Consider the following 18,892-nt stretch of genomic DNA (forward strand, 5'->3'; position numbering starts at 1 on the left):
CCCGCGGCGACCGCGCCGCAACCGGCTCACCCTGCCCCCTCTCCCGCGTGAGGACGGTGCATCCGTTGCGACCGGCGCGCACCGGGCGGGCCGGCTGGGCCGGGCGCTGCGCCCGCGCCGGGTGCCGCTGCTGTCGCGGGTGCCGCGCCGGGTGCTGTCCGTCGTGGTGGTGCTCGCGATCGTGGCGGCCGGGCTGGTCGCCGCCGGCTTCGCCGCGTTCGGCGGGCCCTCCGGCCGGCACGTCACCGCGTACTTCGACCGGACGGTGGGCGTGTACGCCGGGTCCGACCTGCGCATCCTCGGGGTGAAGGTCGGCACGGTGGAGTCGGTGACGCCGCAGGGCAAGCAGGTCAAGGTGGGGCTGCGGCTGGACCACGGCATCAAGGTGCCCGCCAAGGCCGGCGCCGTGGTGGTCGCGCCCAGCGTGGTCGCCGACCGCTACATCCAGCTCACCCCCGCCTACACCGGCGGCGCCCAACTGCCCGACCACGGCGTCATCCCGGCCGCCCGGACCGCGACCCCGGTCGAGATCGACCAGCTCTACGACTCCGTCACCCAGCTCAGCAAGGCGCTCGGCCCGAACGGCGCCAACACCACCGGGGCGCTGTCGAACCTGCTCGACACCGGAGCGCAGAACCTCAAGGGCAACGGCAAGGACATCGGCCAGAGCATCGACCAGCTCGGCCAGGCCACCAAGACCCTCAACGGCCACAGCGACGACCTGTTCGCCACCCTGTCCTACCTCCAGTCCTTCACCACCCTGCTCAAGAACAACGACGGCAAGGTGAAGGCCGCCACCGACCAGCTCTCCACCGTCAGCGGGTTCCTCGCCGCCGACAAGGAGGACCTCGGCGGCGCGCTCCAGCAACTGTCCACCGCGCTCGGCTCGGTGAAGACGTTCATCCAGGACAACCGGGCCCGGCTCAAGACCAGCATCACCAAGCTCACCCCGATCACCCAGAGCCTCGTCGACCAGCGCGCGTCCCTCGCCGAACTCCTCGACGACGCCCCGCTCGCCGCCGACAACATCCTCAACGCCTACAACCCGAAGTCGCAGACCCTCGACGGCCGTACCGACATCAACGAGCTGAGCATGGGCGGCGGCGTCGACCCGGCGTCCACGGCCGCCACCACCCGGTCGACGGCGGGCGGCACGAACGTCCCGTCGGCGGACGGCAGTTCGGCCCCGCCGCTGCCGCTGCCACCGGTCGGCACGGTCTACGGAGGCAGCGGCACCACCGGGACCAGTGGCACCAGCGCGACCAGCGGCAAGGGGGCGGCCAAGTGAACGCTCGCCACACCCGGCGGCTCGCGGCCGCGGCCGTCCTGACCGCCGCCGCGCTGACCCTCACCGGCTGCTCCTTCACCAACGTGCAGGACATGCCGCTGCCCGGCGGGGCGAACCTCGGCGGCCACCCCTACACCGTCAAGGCGCAGTTCGCCGACGTCCTCGACCTGGTGCCGCAGGCGTCCGTCCGGGTCAACGACGTCGCCGTCGGCCGCGTCACCAAGATCGCCCTCGCCCGCAGCGGCTGGTCGGCGGTGGTCACCATGAAGCTCAACGGCAACGTGAAGCTCCCCGCGAACGCCTACGCGCACCTGGAGCAGTCCAGCCTGCTCGGCGAGAAGTACATCCAGCTCGCCGACCCGCCGAGCACCGAACCCGCCACCGGACGGCTGGCCGGCGGCGACACCATCCCCGCCTCCCACACCAACCGCAACCCCGAGGTCGAGGAGGTCTTCGGGGCGCTGTCCCTGGTGCTCAACGGCGGCGGCATCCAGCAGATCCACACCATCAGCACCCAGCTGAACAAGGCGCTCAGCGGCAACGAGCCCGCGGTCCGCGACATGCTCACGCAGGTCAACACCCTCGTCTCCGACCTGAACGACCACAAGCAGGACATCACCGACGCCCTCGACGGCGTCAACAAGCTCTCGGCGACCCTCGCCACCCGCGACCAGAAGATCGGCACGGTGCTCACCGGTCTCAGCCCCGGCCTGAAGGTGCTGGAGCAGCAGCGCGGCTCGCTGGTCACCATGCTCCGCTCCCTCGACACCCTCTCCGGCGTCGCGACCGACACCGTCAACCAGAGCAAGGACGACATCGTCGCCGACCTGAAGTCCCTCGCTCCCACGCTGCAGCGGCTCGCCGACGCCGGGGACGACCTGCCCGACTCCCTCCAGGTGCTGCTCACCTACCCGTTCACCGACGAGGTGCTCACCGGCGTGAAGGGCGACTACCTCAACGTGTACCTCGACCTCACCGCCGCCCCCGGCACCCAGGTCATTCCGGAACTCCTGTCCGGGGACAACAGCTACCCGCAGCCGACGAGTTCGCCCGAGGTGAAGTCCGGGAAGTCCCGGGCCGGCCTGCCGCTTCCGCTGCCCTCGGTCACCACGCCCTCGACGACCACCTCCTCCTCGGCCACGCCCTCGGCCACCACCACAGGGGGCCACTGATGCTGACCCGCGCCACCGTCGTCAAGAACCTCGCCTTCCTGGTCGTCGCGGTCCTCGTGCTCGGCTTCATCGGCGTCCGCTACGCCGACCTCGGCCGCTACGTGGGGCTGCGCGGCTACTACACCGTTGACGTCCAACTACCGGAGACCGGCGGCCTGTTCGAGCACGCCGACGTCACCTACCGGGGCGTCTCGGTCGGCCGGGTCGGCCCCATCCGGCTCACCGCCGACGGCGTCCAGGCGCAGCTGCGGATCAACAACTCCGCCCCCCGCATCCCCGACCACCTCACCGCGGTCGTCGCGAGCCTGTCCGCGGTCGGCGAGCAGTACATCGACCTCCAGCCCAGCACCTCCGACGGGCCCTACCTGCACGGCGGTTCGACCATCGTGCAGGCCAGCACGAAGGTGCCCGCACCCGTCACGAACCTGCTCACCAGCGTCAACGACCTCGCGCAGTCGGTGCCGTTGGACTCCCTGCGCACCGATGTGGACGAGCTGGGCAAGGCGTTCAGCGGCCAGGGCGACAACCTCCAGTCGCTGCTGGACACCAGCAGCGAGTTCCTCACCGCCGCGGACGCGAACCTCCCCGGCAACATCCAGCTCATCCAGGACGGGCAGACGGTGCTGCGCACCCAGGCGGGCGAGTCCGACGCCATCAAGAACTTCGCCACCAGCGCCCACCAGCTCGCCGCCCAGCTCGACGACTCCGACACCGACCTGCGCCGCCTGATCGCCGCCGCTCCCGGCGCCGCCACCCAGGTCAGCGCGCTGCTGCGGGACGTGGGCCCCAACCTCAGCGTGGTGCTGGCGAACCTGCTCACCACCTCCGACATCGCGGTCACCCGGCAGAGCGGCATCCAGGAGTTCCTGGTGAAGATGCCCGCGGTGGCCGCCGCGGGCTCCTCGGCGGTGAAGGACGGCAAGCTCAACTTCGGCCTGGCCGTCACCTTCTTCTCCCCGCTGCCCTGCACCTCCGGGTACGGCGGCACGACCTACCGCAACGGCCTCGACACCAGCCCGCCCACCACCGCGTTCAACACCGCGGCCCGCTGCACCTCGCCCGCCTCCTCCGGCATCGACGTACGCGGCTCCGCACACGCCCCCGGAAGCGGCGCGGTGCCGACGCCCGCGCAACCCGGTTCCGTCCTGCCGACGGACGCGCAGCCGCCCGCCGCGGCCACGCCGCCGGTCTCCACCGCCGGGCGTGCCGCCGGACCGGCCCTGCCCGGCGCCCTCGGCCTGCCCGCGCTGCCCGCCGCCGGACCCACCACCATGGCGGGCCTGCTCGGCCTGGAGGACCCACGATGAGCGGTACGACGGACATGACGACGAGCGCTTCCGCGGCCGGGCCGCCGGAGCCCGCGGCGGCCGGCACGGACGCGGCCGAGGGCCCCGACAAGGCGGCCATCACCGACCGCGCGCGCCCGCGCCGGGCCGCCGGCGTCCTCCGCGCGTTGCGGGTGCTGCGGGAGCGACGCGGCGCGCTCGCGTGGGCCGCGGTCCTGACCGCCGCCCTGCTGCTGTGCGGGCTGTCCGCGTGGTCCTACGCCGACACCCGCGGCGACGGCGCGCTGTCCTACGGCAAGGCCCGTGACGCGGCACTCGACGCCGGCACGCGGGGGGTGGCCCGGCTCAACACCGTGGACTCCGCACACGTCGACCGCGACCTGACCGCCTGGCTGGGCGTGACCACGGGCCCGCTGCACGCGCAGCTCACCCGTACCCACACGTCCGACACGGCGACGATGAAGGCGGCCGGCACGTCCACCCGCGGCACCGTCACCGACGCCGCCGTCACCGAGCTCGACACCCGCGCGGGCACCGCGAAGGTCATCGCCACCGTGCAGGTACGTCTCGCCCCCAGGTCCGGTACGGCGACCACCGACCGCAAGCGCTTCGAGGCCGACCTGTCCCGTACCGCCGGTACCTGGAGACTCACCGCCCTCACCGCGGTCCCGATCGGCGCGAGCTGAGGGGTGATGACATGACGACGACGGAGAAGGCCCAGGACGTGCCCTCGACGGCCGACGAGGTCGAGCCGGCCGAACAGGGCGAACAGGGCGAAGGGGCCGAAGGGGCGGAGCCCGCACGCGCGTTGGAAGCCGGCCGGTGGCGGCGGTGGCTGCGGCGCGTGCGGGCCGCCCGGCCGCGCGAGTGGCGGCGGATCGGCGGGATCGCGGCGGTGGCCGTGCTGGTCCTGGGCTCCGGCGGGCTGCTGTACGCCACCCAGGACCTCAAGGACCCGGCCGCCACCGGCAACCACGCGCTGACCGACAGCGCGGCCACCGATGCCGTGATCGGCGACGTGAGCAGCGGCCTGAGCCAGATCTTCGCGTACACGCCCGACGACACCGCCGCCACCGAGCAGGCCGCCCGCACCGTGCTCGCGGGCAAGGCGGCCACCCAGTACCAGGCGCTGTTCGCGCGGATCAAGCAGAACGTCGTCGCCCAGCAACTCACCCTCACCACACGGGTCGTGCGGGCCGGCGTGGTCAGCCTCACCGCCGACCACGCCCGCGTGCTCGTCTTCCTCGACCAGACCGCGCAGCGCGCGGGCTCCACCGCCACCACCGCCGCCGCCCAGCTCTCGGTCACCGCCGAGCGGAAGAGCGGCCACTGGCGGATCACCACACTCAAGGCCCGCTAGGGGAGAGGCAGATGCCACGTATGCGTTCCGGCGCACGCCCGCCGCACCAGGACGGTCCCGAGGGGGTCGACGACCCGGAGGAGCGCGCGGCCGTCGACGAGGCGACCGATGCGACCGGTGCCCCGCAGGACCCGGACACCGCGGACGAGCCGAACACGGCGGAGGACCTGAGCACCCCGGAGGAGGCGGATGCCGCGGAGAGCGGCGCCACCGCCGAGGAGGTCGCCGCCGAGGTTCCTGCGGAGGCCGCCGACGAGGCTTCCCCGGATGCCGATGACCCGGCGCCCCGCAAAGCCCCCCGGACCCGGGCCGAGGCCGCGAAGGGCACCCGGCTCGCGAAGGACACCGGGCCCACCCGGGTGCGCCCGGTCCCCGCGGGACGGCGACCCGTGCTGGCCGCGGCCGTCGCGCTCCTCGTGGCGGCCGCCGTCGCAGCGGTGTGGACCGGCGTGTCGTGGTACTCCGCCGCGCACGACGACAACGCGGCGTTCGCCCGCACCCGGGACACCGTGCTGGCCGCGGGCGAGCAGGCGGTGCAGAACATGAACACCCTCGACCACGCCCATCTCGCGCAGGGCCTCGACGTGTGGGAGCAGAGCACCACGGGCGACCTGCACACCCAACTCGTCCAGGGCCGCGCCGACTTCGAGAAGCAGGTGCAGCAGGCGCAGACCGTCAGCACCGCGAAGGTGCTGTCCGCCGCGGTGACCGACCTCGACGACCGGACCGGCAAGGCCGACGTGATGGTCGCGCTCCAGATCACCGTGCAGGCGCCCAAGGCGAAGCCGGCGGTGAAGGAGAGCCGGCTGCTGGGCGAGATGACCCGTACCTCGGCCGGGTGGAAACTCAGCGCGCTCGGCCAGGCACCGATGGGTGACAGCGCTTCCGCGACGGACCCCGGCACCACGGCCGCCCCCGCGACGACCGCGCCCACGACCGCCGCCGGCCACTGACGCCGCCCGCCGCATGCCGCCCGCCGCACGCCGTACGTGAGAGGACCGCAGCCCCATGTCGACCACCCGCCACCTCATCAACCGGCAGCGCAGGCTCGCCGCGGCCTCCGCGGCGGCGGGCGAGCGCACCGTACGGCCCGTCCGCGACCGTGCCGGCGACTCCGAGCGCGCGCCGGCCGCCACCGGCCGGACGGCCACCGCGGTCAAGGCACCCCGGACACGCCGTCCCGTCGCCCCTCGCCAGGCAGCCGCCGAGCGCGCCACGGCGCCCGCGGAGGTCAAGGAAGCCGCCCCGCGCCGGGCGAGGACGCTGCGGCTGCCCGCGCGCTTCCCCCTCACCGTCGCCGTGCTCGCCCTGCTCACCGTGCTGCTCGGCGGGTTCGCGGCATGGGCGGCGGGGAAGGCGTCCGCGCTGCACGACGACTCGGCCACCGGCAACACCGCGCTCACCGACAACGCCCGCACCGCCGAGGTCAAGGGGCAGATCGCGCAGGACGTCAACTCCATCTTCTCCTACGACTACACCGACACCGCCCGTACCGACGACGCCGCCAAGCGGGTGGTCACCGGCAAGGCCGTCCAGCAGTACGCCGCCATGATCGCCCAGGTGAAGGCGGCCGCCCCCAAGCAGAAGCTGGTGCTGACCACGACGGTGACCGACACCGGCGTGGAGATGATCGACGGCGACCGGGCCCGGGTCCTGGTCTTCGCCGACCAGGGCAACACCAGCACCGCCAAGGGCGCCGACGCCGGCAGCGCCTACTCCGCGGCGATGTTCGCGGTCGACGCGGTGCGCCAGGCGGGCACCTGGAAGATCTCCTCGATCGACACCTTCGGCTGACCTCTTCGGCTGACGGTGCACGCCAGGCACTATGGAGGTGCGGTACCCGCAACCCGTTCGAAACGGTGTGGTGCAATGCTCCTGATCCCCCGGGTTGCCGACAGCGGGGGAGCGGTGCCTGACCGGCGAGGATGGATGGATATGGACAAGCAGCAGGAGTTCGTTCTGCGCACCCTGGAGGAGCGGGACATCCGCTTCGTACGGCTCTGGTTCACCGACGTGCTCGGCTACCTGAAGTCGGTCGCGGTCGCCCCCGCCGAGCTGGAGCAGGCCTTCGACGAGGGCATGGGCTTCGACGGGTCCGCGATCGAGGGCTTCGCCCGGGTGTACGAGTCCGACATGATCGCCAAGCCCGACCCGAGCACCTTCCAGGTCCTGCCCTGGCGTGCGGAGGCACCCGGCACCGCCCGGATGTTCTGCGACATCCTGATGCCCGACGGCTCCCCATCCTACGCCGACCCGCGCTACGTCCTCAAGCGCGCGCTGGCCAAGACCTCCGATCTCGGCTTCACCTTCTACACGCACCCCGAGATCGAGTTCTTCCTGCTCAAGGACCGTCCGCTGGACGGCTCCCGGCCGACCCCCGCGGACAACTCCGGCTACTTCGACCACACCCCGCAGAACGTCGGCATGGACTTCCGCCGCCAGGCGATCACCATGCTGGAGTCCATGGGCATCTCGGTCGAGTTCTCCCACCACGAAGGCGCCCCGGGCCAGCAGGAGATCGACCTGCGCTACGCCGACGCGCTGTCCACCGCCGACAACGTGATGACGTTCCGGCTGGTGATGAAGCAGGTCGCGCTGGAGCAGGGCGTGCAGGCCACGTTCATGCCCAAGCCGTTCTCGGAGTACCCGGGTTCGGGCATGCACACCCACCTGTCGCTCTTCGAGGGCGACCGCAACGCGTTCTACGAGTCCGGCGCGGAGTTCCAGCTCTCCAAGGTCGGCCGGTCCTTCATCGCGGGCCTGCTGCGGCACGCCGGCGAGACCGCCGCGGTCACCAACCAGTGGGTCAACTCCTACAAGCGGATCTGGGGCGGTTCCCAGCGCACCGCGGGCGCCGGCGGCGAGGCCCCGTCGTACATCTGCTGGGGCCACAACAACCGTTCGGCGCTCATCCGGGTGCCGATGTACAAGCCCGGCAAGACCGGCTCCACCCGCGTCGAGGTCCGCTCCCTCGACGCCGGCGCCAACCCGTACCTCTCCTACGCGGTGCTGCTCGCCGCCGGCATGAAGGGCATCCAGGAGGGCTACGAACTCCCCGCCGGCGCCGACGACGACGTGTGGGCGCTCAGCGACTCCGAGCGCCGCGCCCTGGGCATCGAGCCCCTCCCGCAGAACCTCGGCGAGGCGATCTCCCTCATGGAGCGCAGCGAGCTCGTCGCCGAGACCCTCGGCGAGCACGTCTTCGACTTCTTCCTGCGGAACAAGAAGCAGGAGTGGGAGGAGTACCGCTCCCAGGTCACCCCGTTCGAGCTGATCAAGAACCTGCCGGTGCTGTAGCCGCGCGGCGGTCCGGGTGCCCGGCGGGTGCGGGCATCCGGACCGGTGGGGCGGGGGCGCCCGCCGCGCTCAGCGCACGCGGCCCTCGTCCTCGTCGGTGTCCGACTCGTCGCCGGGGACGTGCACGTCGCGGATGTTGACGTTGATCTCGACGACCTCCAGGCCGGTCATCAGCTCCACCGCGCTGGTGACGCTGCCCCGGATGTCCGAGGCGGCCTCGGCGATGTGCGTGCCGTACAGGACGACCACGTCGAGGTCGATCGCCGCCTGCTCCTGGCCCACCTCGACCTTGACCCCGCGGGTGTGGTCGTCGGAGCGGGAGACGCGGTCGCGCACCGCCCCCATGGCCCGGGTGGCACCGCCGCCCATCGCATGGACCCCGTCGACCTCGCGGGTGGCGATACCGGCGATCGTGGCCACCACCGTGTCGGCGATCGTGGTCTTCCCGGCGATGTCCTTGTGCCGGCCGGGTCCGGTCTTGACAGAGTTCTCCGCGGTTGCCATGGGGCAAGCCCCTTCCCATCGACTGCTCGCTGACGTAATGCGGGCTCTTCTCACTGTGACCCCGCACCGGGACCGCTGCCACTCGTATGCAGCAACGCCGCGGCCGGGCCACACTGGGCGGATGGGCGAGCGCGCGGTCTGGTACGTCTCCTACGGCTCGAACACGCACCTGGCCCGGCTGGCCCGCTACCTGGCCGGAGGGCGCCCGGCGGGCGGCGCGCGGGACTACCCGGGCTGCCGGGACGCCACCCCGCCCGCCCGGTCCGTGCCGTGGGAACTGCCCGGCACCGTGTACTTCGCGACGCACTCCCCGGTGTGGGGCGGCGGCCGTGCCTTCTACGACCCGGACGCGCCCGGCACCGCGCTGGCCCGCGCCCACCTGGTCACCGCCGGGCAGTTCTCCGACATCGCTGCGCAGGAGATGTACGCCGAGCCCGGCCGCGACCTCGACCTCGGCGAGGTGCTGGCGACCGGCCGCAGCCGGCTGGGTCCGGGCCGTTACCAGACGCTCGTGCGGGCCGGCGCGCTGGACGGGGTGCCGCTGCTGACCTTCACCGCGCCCTGGGCGATGGCCGACGTGCCGTGGACGGTGCCGTCGGCGGCCTACCTGGACCACCTCGCGGCGGGGCTGCGCGAGGCCGGCGGCTGGGACGACGCGCACGTCGCGCGCTACCTCGCCGGACGTCCCGGCGCGGCCGGGCACTGGACCGCGCGCGACGGGGTACTGGTACCGGAGAAGCCGCAGGACCCGCGCAGCGCCGCGGAACCGCGGGACGGTTAGGCTCGGGGCACGGCTGGAGCGGGTGCGGCCGTTCGTCGTGTGATGACCCGCCGGGAGGGCCGATGCAGGGACGACGCAGCAGTACGTTCTCCCGGCTGCTGCGGCACGGCTTCACGGATCCCGTGACCGCCGAGCGACTGCTGGCCGACGACGTGCTCGCGGGCGTGCGCGGCGACCCGGTGCTGCTGGACGCGCTGGGCGGCACCGCCGACCCCGACCAGGCGCTGCTCGGCCTGGTCCGCCTCGCGGAGGCTCTGGAACCTGGCGAGCGCCACACCCTGCTGGACACCCTGACCGGCGCGAAGCCGCTGCGGGACCGGCTGCTGGGCGTGATGGGCGCCTCCGAGGCGCTCGGCGACCACCTGGCCCGGCACCCCGAGGACTGGCACGCCCTGCTCACCTACGAGGCGCGCGACCTGCACCCGGGCGTCGCGGAGTTCGAGGAGGGGCTCGCCGCCGCCCGCACCCCGGACACGCTGCGCGCGGCGTACCGGCGCTGCCTGCTCGGCATAGCGGCCAGGGACGTGTGCGGGACCAGCGACCTGGTGCGGACCGCCGCCGAACTCGCCGACCTCGCGACGGCCACCCTGCGCGCGGCGCTGGCGATCGCCGCGGTCGAGCTGCCGCAGGACGCGGCGGCCTGCCGGCTCGCGGTGATCGGGATGGGCAAGTGCGGCGGCCACGAGCTGAACTACGTCTCCGACGTGGACGTCATCTTCGTCGCCGAACCGGCCGAGGGCGCGGACGGTGACGACGACACCGTCGCGCTGCGGGCCGCGACCCGGCTGGCCATGCGGATGATGGGGATCTGCTCCGACACCACCGCCGAGGGCACGATCTGGCCGGTCGACCCCAACCTGCGCCCCGAGGGCAAGAACGGCCCGCTGGTGCGCACGCTCAGCAGCCATGTCGCGTACTACAAGCGGTGGGCGAAGACCTGGGAGTTCCAGGCCCTGCTCAAGGCGCGGCCGGTCGCCGGGGATGCCGCGCTCGGCCTGGACTACGTCGCCGCGATCCGCCCGATGGTGTGGCAGGCCGCCGAGCGGGACCACTTCGTCACCGACGTGCAGGAGATGCGCCGGCGGGTGGTCGACACCATCCCGGCCGCGCAGGTGGAACGCGAGCTGAAGCTCGGCCCCGGCGGCCTGCGCGACGTGGAGTTCGCGGTGCAGCTCCTCCAGCTCGTGCACGGCCGCAGCGACGCGACCCTGCGCAGCGCCACCACCCTGACCGCGCTGGCCGAACTCGCCAAGGGCGGGTACGTCGGCCGGGCCGACGCCGCCGCGCTGGACGCGGCGTACCGCTTCCTGCGGCTGATGGAACACCGCATCCAGCTGCAGAAGATGCGCCGCACCCACCTGGTGCCCGACGACGAGGCGGGGCTGCGCCGGCTCGGCCGCGGCCTGGGCTTCCGCGCCGAACCCGTGCAGGGCCTCACCCGGGAGTGGAAGCGACACGCCCGCGAGGTGCGCCGGCTGCACGAGAAGCTGTTCTACCGCCCGCTGCTGGACGCCGTCGCCCAGCTCGACGGCGACGAGACCCGGCTCAGCCCCGACGCGGCCAGGGTGCGGCTGCAGGCCCTCGGCTACGGCGACCCGGTCACCGCGATCCGCCACCTGGAGGCGCTGGCCAGCGGGGTCAGCCGCAAGGCCGCCATCCAGCGCACCCTGCTGCCGGTGCTGCTCGGCTGGTTCGCGGACTCCGCCGACCCCGACGCCGGACTGCTCGGCTTCCGCAAGGTCTCCGACGCGCTGGGCATGACCCCGTGGTACCTGCGGCTGCTGCGCGACGAGGGCGCCACCGCCCAGCGGCTGGCCCGGGTGCTCTCCTCCGGCCGGCTCGCCCCGGACCTGCTGATGCGCGCCCCCGAGGCCGTCGCCATGCTCGGCTCCCGGGACGGCCTGACCCCCCGCGACCACCATGCGCTGGAGCAGGAGGTGCTGGCCGCCGTCGGCCGCGCCGACACCCCGGAGCAGGCCATCACGGCCGTGCGCGGGGTGCGCCGCCGCGAGCTGTTCCGCACCGCGGCCGGCGACCTCATCGACACCTACGGCGACGACGAGGAGTCCGACGGCCCGATGGACCCGGCCGTGCTGGTCGACCGGGTCGGCATGGCCGTGTACGGGCTGACCTCGGCGACCGTCGCCGGCGCGCTGCGGGCCGCGGTGAACGCGGTCACCGGCGGCGACGCCCACCCGCTGCCCTCCCGGCTCGCGGTGATCGGCATGGGCCGGTTCGGCGGCCGCGAACTCGGCTACGGCTCCGACGCGGACGTGCTGTTCGTGCACGAGCCGTGCGAGGGCGTCGACGCCAACGACGCCGGCCGCGCCGCGCTCGCCGTTGCCAACGAGCTGCGCCGGCTGCTCCAGATCCCCACCGCGGACCCGCCGCTGCTCATCGACGCCGACCTGCGCCCGGAGGGCAAGAGCGGGCCGCTGGTGCGCAGCCTGGCGTCGTACCAGGCGTACTACCGCCGCTGGTCGCTGACCTGGGAGAGCCAGGCGCTGCTGCGGGCCCGCCCGGTGGCCGGCGACGCGGAACTCGGCGAGCGGTTCATCGCGATGATCGACCCGCTGCGCTACCCCGAGGGCGGGCTCGAGGACGAGGCGGTCCGCGAGATCCGCCGGCTCAAGGCGCGGATGGAGGGGGAGCGGATCCCGCGCGGCGCCGATCGCACCACCCACGCGAAGCTCGGCCGCGGCGGGCTGTCCGACGTGGAGTGGACGGTGCAGCTCCTCCAGCTCGGGCACGCGGCCCGGCTGCCCTCGCTGCGGACGACCGGCACCCGCGAGGCGCTGTCCGCCGCGCACGCGGAGGGCCTGATCGACGCGGCGGACCTCCAGGTCCTGGACGAGGCGTGGGTGCTGGCCACCCGGGTGCGCAACGCGGTGATGCTGGTCCGCGGCCGCCCCGGCGACACCTTCCCCGGCGATGGCCGCGAGCTCGCCGCGGTCGGCCGCTACCTCGGCTATCCGACGGGCCACGTCGGCGACATGCTCGAGGAGTACCGCCGCCGGACGCGGCGGGCGCGGGCGGTGGTGGAGCGAATCTTTTACGAGGGGTGAGCTACGAGGGGTGATGAGCGAGCAGCCGGAGTGGGGGTCCGAGGGACGAGGGGTCCCGCGGAGGGTGTGAGGAGGAAGCCCGGCAGAAGTTACGAGGGGTGATGAGCGAGCAGCCGGAGTGGGGGTCCGAGGGACGAGGGGTCCCGCGGAGGGTGTGAGGAGGAAGTCCGGCAGAAACTACGAGGGCTGAGGCTGGGCCTTTGTCTTCTGGGCCTTGGTCTTCGGGAGGTGGTACGCCCACCGTCCGTACAGGAGGTAGACCAGGCCATAGCCGGCCGCCAGGCAGATCACGCCGCCGACCGCGTCCAGCCAGAAGTGGTTGCCGGTGGCCAGGATGACCGTGAGGGTGAACACCGGGTAGAGCAGGCCCAGCAGCCGCACCCACAGCGGTCTGGCCAGGTTGAAGATGGTGATCCCGCACCACAGCGACCACCCGATGTGCATCGAGGGCATCGCGGCGTACTGGTTCGACACGTGCGCCAGGGAGCCCTGCGACAGCGATCCCCAGGTGTGGTGCACCGCGACCGTGTCGATGAAGCCGCCGCCGGGCATCAGGCGCGGCGGCGCCAGGGGGTAGGCCCAGAATCCGATCAATGCCAGCCAGGTGGTGGCGAACAGCACCAGCCTGGGCGCGGCGTAGCGGTGCGGGTGGGCCACGTAGAGCCACACCAGCACACCGATGGTGATCACGAAGTGCAGGGAGGCGTAGTAGTAGTTCATCCCCACGATCAGCCATGTCACCGAGTTCAGCGCATGGTTGATGCTGTGCTCGACCCCCAGCCCGAGGTCCCGCTCCAGGCTCCACACGTCGGCGGCGTGCCGCAGCGCGACGCCGCGCTCCGCGGGCACCGCGTTGCGGATCTGGGAGTAGAGCCAGTAGCTGAACCCGATCAGCAGCAGCTCGAACCACAACCGGGGGGTGCGGGGAGTGCGCAGCCGGGCGAGCATCAGGCGGGGCGACCGGAGCGATTCGGCAACCGAGGGTGCGGCCGAGGGCTCGGCGGCCGCCCGGGAGGCGCCGTTGACGGTGCCGTCCGGAGGGTCCGCGCGGTGATCCTTCAGCGACTTGGCGGTCTTCGCGGTCGGTTCCCCCATGGGAGACCAGTCTGCCAGATCCGCCGGGTCAAACGGGTCGCATATCCGTGGAACCGGACATCCCGCGTGTCGTGTCCTGGCCTGTCGCCGGCCGGGGCGGCGCCCCGCGATCGGCCGGCCCGGCGGCGGTCGAGCCGCGGACGACCAGCTCCGGCATGAAGGTGAACTCGCTGTGCGGGGGCGGGGTGTCGCCGATCTCCTCCAGCAGTGCGTTCACCGCGGCCTGGCACATGGCGGGAACCGGCTGCCGGATGGTGGTCAGCGGCGGGTCGGTGAAGGCGATCAGCGGGGAGTCGTCGAAGCCGACCACCGAGACGTCGCCCGGCACGGTGCGGCCCAGCTGGCGGGCGGCCCGGATCGCGCCGAGCGCCATCATGTCCGAGGCGCAGACGATCGCGGTGCAGCCGGCGGCTATCAGCGCGCCTGCGGCGGCCTGCCCGCCCTCCAGCGTGTACAGCGAGTGCTGGACGAGTGCCTCGGCGTCATCCGCGGGCAGGCCCAGCACGTCGCCCATCGCCGCGACGAAGCCCTCGATCTTGCGCTGCACCGGGACGAACCGCCGCTGGCCCACGGCCAGGCCGATCCCGCGGTGCCCGAGGGCGGCCAGGTGCGTGACGGCCAGCCGGACCGCGGCCCGGTCGTCGACCGACACCGACGGCGCGTCGATCTTGTCGGAGTAGCCGTTGATCAGCACGAACGGCACGCCCTGCCCCTGGAGGCGGGCGTAGCGCCCGGTGTCGGCGGTGGAGTCGGCGTGCAGGCCCGAGGCGAAGATGATGCCGGCCACGCCGCGCTCGACCAGCATCTCCACCAGCTCGTCCTCGGTGGAGCCGCCGGGGGTCTGGGTGGCCAGCACCGGGGTGTAGCCCTGCCGGGTCAGCGCCTGGCCGATCACCTGCGCCATGGCGGGGAAGATCGGGTTGCCGAGTTCGGGGGTGATCAGTCCGACCAGGCCGGCGCTGCGCTGCCGCAGCCGGACCGGGCGTTCGTACCCGAGCAGGTCGAGTGCGGCCAGCACGGATTCGCGGGTGGCCGCGGAAACCCCCGGCTTGCCGTTGAGCACCCGGCTGACCGTCGCCTCACTGACCCCCGCCTGGGCTGCGATGTCTGCGAGCCGCGCGGTCACAGCACCGGATGCTACGGGGCGGAACGCCGCCATGTCAGATCGCCCACCAAATTGCCGTGTCGGCGGCGATCGTGACGAAACCGCCGGAAGCGCTGGTAACGGGCTCACCGCCGGGCCGCGCGGTCGCCGACCGGTCGCCGTCCGTGCCGTCCGCCGCGAGCGCCGGGACCGCCGCGGTTCCCTCGCCCGAGGCCCCCGCGAGGGGCGCGGGTCCCTCGCTGGAGAGCAGCAGGCGGCCGGGGCGGGGCATCCGGACCGGCGCGGAGGTGGGGTTGACCGTGCAGACCAAGCCGCCCTCGCGGGCGTCGCGGCGGAAGGCCAGCACCCCCTCGGGCGTGTCGAGCCAGGTCACGGCGGTGCCGGCGCCGAGTGCCGGGTGGTCGCGGCGGACCGCCAGCGCGCTGCGGTACAGCTCCAGGGTGGAGCCGGGGTCGCCGGTCTGCGCCTCGACGCTCAACGCGGCCCATCCCTGCGGCTGCGGCAGCCAGCTGGGGCCGCCCTCGACCGGGCCGAAGCCGTACGGCGCCTCGCCGCCCGACCAGGGGATCGGCACCCGGCAGCCGTCGCGGAAGCCGTCCTGCCCGGCGGCGCGGAAGAACGACGGGTCCTGGCGCACCTCGTCCGGCAGGTCGGTGACGTCGGGCAGCCCCAGTTCCTCGCCCTGGTAGAGGTAGGCCGAGCCGGGCAGCGCCAGCATCAGCAGGGTGGCCGCGCGGGCCCGGCGCAGTCCCAGCGCGCGGTCGCCCGGGGTGCGCAGCTGGGTGGGCGGCGCCTCGGCCTCCCGGCCGGCGGTGCCGGGCGGGAGGTTGCCGAGCCGGGTGGTGTGCCGGGTCACGTCGTGGTTGGACAGCACCCAGGTCGCGGGCGCACCGACGGCGCCCATCGCGTCCAGCGAGCGGTCGATCACGGTGCGCAGCGCGCCGGCGCTCCATCCGGCGGTCAGGTACTCGAAGTTGAACGCCTGGTGCAGCTCGTCGGGCCGCAGGTAGCGTGCGGCCCGCTCGATGGTCGGGGTCCACGCCTCGGCGACGGCGATCCGCTCGCCCGGGTACTCGTCGAGGATGCGTCGCCAGCCGCGGTAGATCTCGTGCACGCCGTCCTGGTCGAAGTACGGCATCGGGGCCGTGCCCAGCAGCGCGACCTGCCCGGAGTGCCCGATGTCGGGCAGCCCCTCGGCCTTGACCAGGCCGTGCGCGACGTCGATCCGGAAGCCGTCGATGCCCAGGTCCAGCCAGAACCGCAGCACCGAGCGGAACTCGTCGTGCACCGCGGGGTGGTCCCAGTTGAAGTCGGGCTGCTCGGGCGCGAACAGGTGCAGGTACCACTCGCCGGGCGTGCCGTCCGGCTCGGAGGCGCGGGTCCAGGCCGGGCCGCCGAAGATGGACTCCCAGTCGTTGGGCGGCAGTTCGCCGTGCTCGCCCTTGCCGGGGCGGAAGTGGAAGCGGTCCCGCGCGGCGGAGCCGGCACCCTCGCGCAGCGCCTGCTTGAACCACTCGTGCTGGTCCGAGCAGTGGTTCGGCACCAGGTCCACGATGACCCGCAGGCCCAGCGCGTGCGCGGCCCGGACCAGGTCGTCGGCGTCGGTGAGGGTGCCGAACATCGGGTCCACCGCGCGGTAGTCGGCCACGTCGTAGCCGGCGTCGGCCTGCGGGGAGGCGTAGAACGGCGACAGCCAGACCGCGTCGACGCCGAGGTCCCGCAGGTGGGGCAGCCGGGCGGTGACCCCGGGCAGGTCGCCCATGCCGTCGCCGTTGCCGTCGGCGAAGCTGCGCGGATAGACCTGGTAGATCACCGCGTCGCGCCACCAGTCTCTGCGCCCGGCGTCTGCGTCGGTCGTGGCGGTGGTGCTCGGCGCGTCGGTGAGGTGCTGGCTCATTGATTCCCTTTGGGCTCGGGGGAACGACGGGGTGGCGTACGGGTGGGGCGGGGCGTCAGCCCTTGGTGCCGCCGGCGGTCAGGCCGGTGACCAGGTGGCGCTGGACGAGCAGGAAGACGACGGCCGCGGGTATCGCGATCAGCACCGAACCGGCCGTCATCGCACCCCAGTTGGCGCGGATGCTGGACGCGTAGGTGGGCAGCCCGGCGGCCAGCGTGTAGTGCGTCTTCATGAACTGGCTGGAGTAGGCGACCTCGCCCCACGCGGTGAGGAAGCTGTAGAACGCGGTGACCGCCAGGCCCGGCCGGGCCAGCGGCAGGATCAGCCGCCAGAACGTGCCGAACGGGGTGAGCCCGTCCACCCGGCCCGCCTCGTCGATCTCGCGCGGGATGGTGTCGAAGTAGCCCTTGAGCATCCACGCGCAGAACGGCACCGCGATCGTGCAGTACACCAGGACCAGCCCGAGATAGCTGTCCAGCAGGTCCAGGCGGGCCATCAGGTTGTAGAGCGGGACGATCAGCACCGCGACGGGGAACATCTGGGTGACCAGGAAGACCCACATCAGCTGCCGGTGGCCGGGGAACCTCATCCGGGAGATCGCGTAGCCGGCGCTGGCCGCGATGAACACGCCGACCAGCATGGTGGCCCCGGCCACGATCACCGAGTTGAGCATCCAGGACGGGAAGCTGCTGTGCAGCAGCACGAACCGGTAGTTGTCCAGGCCCAGGTGATGGACCACCTGGCCGGGCTGCTGCCAGGCGCTGTCGGGGCCGAAGGAGATGAAGACGATCCACAGCACCGGGAAGACCGCGACGGCGCTGGCGGCGATCAGGGTGGCGTGCAGGGCGAGCGAGGCGCCGGTGCTGCGCTGCCCGCGCCCGCGCGTCCCCCGGCCGGCCGAAGCGGTGCCGGTCCGGGCGGTGCCCCGCTGGATGGTGGCGCTCATGGGTGACGGCTCCTCAGCTCTGCTCGGTCTTGATCCGGCTGCGGTAGAAGGTGGAGAAGGCCACCAGGATCAGCAGGATGACGATGCCGTACGACGCGGCGCCCGCGTAGTCGGAGATGCCGACGAACGCCTTCTCGTAGGCGAACGTCACCAGGATGTCGGTGTCCCCGCTGGTGTTGCTGCCCAGCAGCAGGTAGATGATCGGGAACATGTTGAACGTCCACACGGTGCTCAGCAGGATCACCGTGCTGGTCACCGGCCGCAGCCCGGGCACCGTCACATGGGTGAAGCGCTGCAGCGGCGACGCGCCGTCCATCTCCGCGGCCTCGTAGAGCTCGGTGGGGACCGCCTGGAGGCCGCCGAGGATCGCCACCATCATGAACGGCACGCCGCACCAGACGTTGACGATGATGACCGCGACCTTCTGCGCGAAGGGCGTGCCCAGCCAGTCCTGGGACGGCAGCCCGACGACGTTGATGAGGTCGTTGAAGACGCCGTACTGCGCGTTGAACATCAGCCGCCAGGCGAACACGCCGACGAAGGCCGGCACCGCCCACGGCAGGATCAGCGCGAGCCGGTACAGCAGCCGGAACCGCATCGGGCGGTTGAGCAGCATCGCCATCGCCAGGCCGAGGGAGTAGGTGATCGCGACGCAGGCGACGGTCCAGATCACCGTCCACTCCAGCCTCGGGTAGAAGTCGCCGTCCTTGCCGGAGACGATCTGCCAGTAGTTGTGCAGGCCGACGAAGTGGTAGCTGGCCGGGATGTGCACGGGGCCGATGTTCGTGGCCACGTTCTGCGCGGTGGCGTTGGTGAAGGACAGGTAGACGCCGTAGCCCAGCGGGTACAGCACCAGGACGCCGATGACGATCACCACGGGGGCGACCATCGCCCAGGCGTACCAGTGCCGGTCCCATGCGCGCGCGATCGTCGTCAGCAGTCCCCGCCGGGGCTCCTTGGACCGCGCGGGGCGGCCGGGGCGCTCGGCCCGTTCTACGGTGGCGGTGGTCATCTCTCCTCGGCTCTGTCGTGGCCTGCGGCGGGTGGACCGGACCGGCCGGCCGGGCGCGTGGGCCCGGCGCCGCGTGGTGCGGCG

General features: G+C 72.9%; 16 protein-coding genes. 10 read left to right on the top strand and 6 right to left on the bottom strand.

The genetic code is table 11. The features are described from left to right. The first annotated feature begins 139 nt into the window (after positions 1-139). The 8 genes from C4U44_RS01930 to glnA all read left to right on the top strand — a co-directional run bounded on the left by C4U44_RS01930 (position 140) and on the right by glnA (position 8,403). On the top strand, positions 140-1,288 hold the full coding sequence (locus tag C4U44_RS01930; RefSeq protein WP_407642766.1) for an MCE family protein: 1,149 nt from the start codon (positions 140-142) through the stop codon (positions 1,286-1,288). Next, on the top strand, positions 1,285-2,460 hold the full coding sequence (locus C4U44_RS01935; RefSeq protein ID WP_103883784.1) for an MCE family protein: 1,176 nt from the start codon (positions 1,285-1,287) through the stop codon (positions 2,458-2,460). The genes C4U44_RS01930 and C4U44_RS01935 overlap by 4 nt, the downstream gene beginning before the upstream one ends. Continuing rightward, positions 2,460-3,767, top strand: a complete 1,308-nt coding sequence (locus C4U44_RS01940) for an MCE family protein (RefSeq protein ID WP_103883785.1) — start codon at positions 2,460-2,462, stop codon at positions 3,765-3,767. The genes C4U44_RS01935 and C4U44_RS01940 overlap by 1 nt, the downstream gene beginning before the upstream one ends. Further along, positions 3,764-4,432 carry a hypothetical protein gene (locus tag C4U44_RS01945; RefSeq protein ID WP_407642760.1) on the top strand — a complete coding sequence of 223 codons (669 nt, stop codon included), beginning with the start codon at positions 3,764-3,766 and terminating at the stop codon, positions 4,430-4,432. The genes C4U44_RS01940 and C4U44_RS01945 overlap by 4 nt, the downstream gene beginning before the upstream one ends. 11 nt (positions 4,433-4,443) lie before the next feature. After that, a complete protein-coding gene (locus C4U44_RS01950; RefSeq protein ID WP_103883786.1) occupies positions 4,444-5,106 on the top strand; it encodes a hypothetical protein in 663 nt (220 codons plus the stop codon). Between the two features lie 392 nt (positions 5,107-5,498). Next, on the top strand, positions 5,499-6,059 hold the full coding sequence (locus tag C4U44_RS01955) for a hypothetical protein (protein WP_407642767.1): 561 nt from the start codon (positions 5,499-5,501) through the stop codon (positions 6,057-6,059). Positions 6,060-6,114: 55 nt separating this feature from the next. After that, positions 6,115-6,900: a hypothetical protein gene (locus tag C4U44_RS01960; protein ID WP_103883787.1), complete on the top strand. Its 786-nt coding sequence runs from the start codon at positions 6,115-6,117 to the stop codon at positions 6,898-6,900. A gap of 141 nt (positions 6,901-7,041) precedes the next feature. Continuing rightward, the gene (gene glnA, locus C4U44_RS01965; RefSeq protein WP_103883788.1) at positions 7,042-8,403 is read left to right on the top strand and encodes a type I glutamate--ammonia ligase; all 1,362 of its coding nucleotides are present in this window, start codon (positions 7,042-7,044) and stop codon (positions 8,401-8,403) included. Positions 8,404-8,472: 69 nt separating this feature from the next. Here glnA and C4U44_RS01970 read toward each other — a convergent pair whose 3' ends face one another. Continuing rightward, a complete protein-coding gene (locus C4U44_RS01970) occupies positions 8,473-8,907 on the bottom strand; it encodes an Asp23/Gls24 family envelope stress response protein (protein ID WP_103883789.1) in 435 nt (144 codons plus the stop codon). Between the two features lie 121 nt (positions 8,908-9,028). Here C4U44_RS01970 and C4U44_RS01975 point away from each other — a divergent pair, with 121 nt between their 5' ends. Both C4U44_RS01975 and C4U44_RS01980 read left to right on the top strand, forming a co-directional pair. Then, on the top strand, positions 9,029-9,688 hold the full coding sequence (locus tag C4U44_RS01975) for a histone deacetylase (protein ID WP_103883790.1): 660 nt from the start codon (positions 9,029-9,031) through the stop codon (positions 9,686-9,688). A gap of 62 nt (positions 9,689-9,750) precedes the next feature. Next, positions 9,751-12,753: a bifunctional [glutamine synthetase] adenylyltransferase/[glutamine synthetase]-adenylyl-L-tyrosine phosphorylase gene (locus tag C4U44_RS01980; RefSeq protein ID WP_103883791.1), complete on the top strand. Its 3,003-nt coding sequence runs from the start codon at positions 9,751-9,753 to the stop codon at positions 12,751-12,753. A 177-nt stretch (positions 12,754-12,930) separates the two neighbouring features. Here the strand turns inward: C4U44_RS01980 and C4U44_RS01985 are convergent, their stop codons facing one another. Genes C4U44_RS01985 through C4U44_RS02005 form a run of 5 tightly spaced genes read right to left on the bottom strand, consistent with a single transcriptional unit; the run spans position 12,931 to position 18,808 of the window. Then, the gene (locus C4U44_RS01985; RefSeq protein WP_103883792.1) at positions 12,931-13,848 is read right to left on the bottom strand and encodes a phosphatase PAP2 family protein; all 918 of its coding nucleotides are present in this window, start codon (positions 13,846-13,848) and stop codon (positions 12,931-12,933) included. 28 nt (positions 13,849-13,876) lie between these two features. After that, positions 13,877-14,974 (bottom strand): LacI family DNA-binding transcriptional regulator, encoded by a 1,098-nt coding sequence (locus C4U44_RS01990; RefSeq protein ID WP_265737302.1) that lies wholly within the window; start codon positions 14,972-14,974, stop codon positions 13,877-13,879. Positions 14,975-15,008: 34 nt separating this feature from the next. Beyond that, positions 15,009-16,850 (bottom strand): glycoside hydrolase family 13 protein, encoded by a 1,842-nt coding sequence (locus C4U44_RS01995; protein WP_103883794.1) that lies wholly within the window; start codon positions 16,848-16,850, stop codon positions 15,009-15,011. Positions 16,851-16,905: 55 nt separating this feature from the next. After that, positions 16,906-17,796, bottom strand: coding sequence for a sugar ABC transporter permease (locus C4U44_RS02000; protein WP_103883795.1), 891 nt, complete (start codon positions 17,794-17,796; stop codon positions 16,906-16,908). A 13-nt stretch (positions 17,797-17,809) separates the two neighbouring features. Continuing rightward, positions 17,810-18,808 carry a carbohydrate ABC transporter permease gene (locus tag C4U44_RS02005; protein WP_103883796.1) on the bottom strand — a complete coding sequence of 333 codons (999 nt, stop codon included), beginning with the start codon at positions 18,806-18,808 and terminating at the stop codon, positions 17,810-17,812. Positions 18,809-18,892: the final 84 nt, after the last annotated feature.

The organism is Actinacidiphila yanglinensis, from assembly GCF_900107965.1.
Lineage (GTDB): Bacteria > Actinomycetota > Actinomycetes > Streptomycetales > Streptomycetaceae > Actinacidiphila > Actinacidiphila yanglinensis.